Genomic DNA, 657 nt, shown 5'->3' with positions numbered 1-657 from the left:
CGTCGACTGGTCGGCGGGCCGGGTGGAGTTGTTGACCGAGGCGCGGGAGTGGGGCGAGGAGGGTGCCCCGCGTCGCGCCGGTGTCTCCGCCTTCGGTGTCAGCGGTACGAACGCCCATCTGATCCTGGAGCAGGCTCCGGTGGAGGAGCCGGTGGAGGAGCCGGCGGTGGCCGGGGCTGCCGGGGCGGCCGGTGTGCCGTCGGTCGTGGTGCCGTGGGTGGTGTCGGGTCGTTCGGCCGAGGCGGTGCGTGCGCAGGCGGGCCGGCTGGTGCCGCTGGTGGACGAGGATCGTGCCGCGGTGGGTGCGGCGCTGGCGGGCCGGTCGGTGTTCGAGCACCGCGCGGTGGTCGTGGGTGGCTCGGCCGCGGAGTTCGCGGCGGGTCTGCGGGCGGTTGTGGACGGCGAGCCGCCGACGGGTGCGGCCCCCGGCGTCGCCCCCGGTGTGGTCTCCGGTGTGGCTTCCGGTGTGGGCAGGACGGTGTTCGTCTTTCCGGGGCAGGGTTCGCAGTGGCCGGGTATGGCGGTGGAGCTGCTGGAGTCGTCGCCGGTGTTCGCGGCACGGTTCGAGGAGTGCGAGCGTGCTCTGGCACCGTTCGTGGACTGGTCGCTGTCGGAGATGGTCCGCTCGGGCGCCTACGACCGGGTGGACGTGGTCCA

At 74.3% G+C, this 657-nt stretch carries 1 protein-coding gene; it reads left to right on the top strand.

What is annotated here, in order from left to right; genetic code table 11:
- Nucleotides 1-657: acyltransferase domain-containing protein (locus KUM32_RS26210; protein WP_217144427.1), on the top strand; the 657-nt coding region annotated here is incomplete at both ends.

It is taken from the genome of Streptomyces sp. AC627_RSS907 (genome assembly GCF_019049165.1).
Note: the sequence above shows the minus strand (reverse complement) of the source record. Positions and strands in the feature narration are given on the sequence as shown.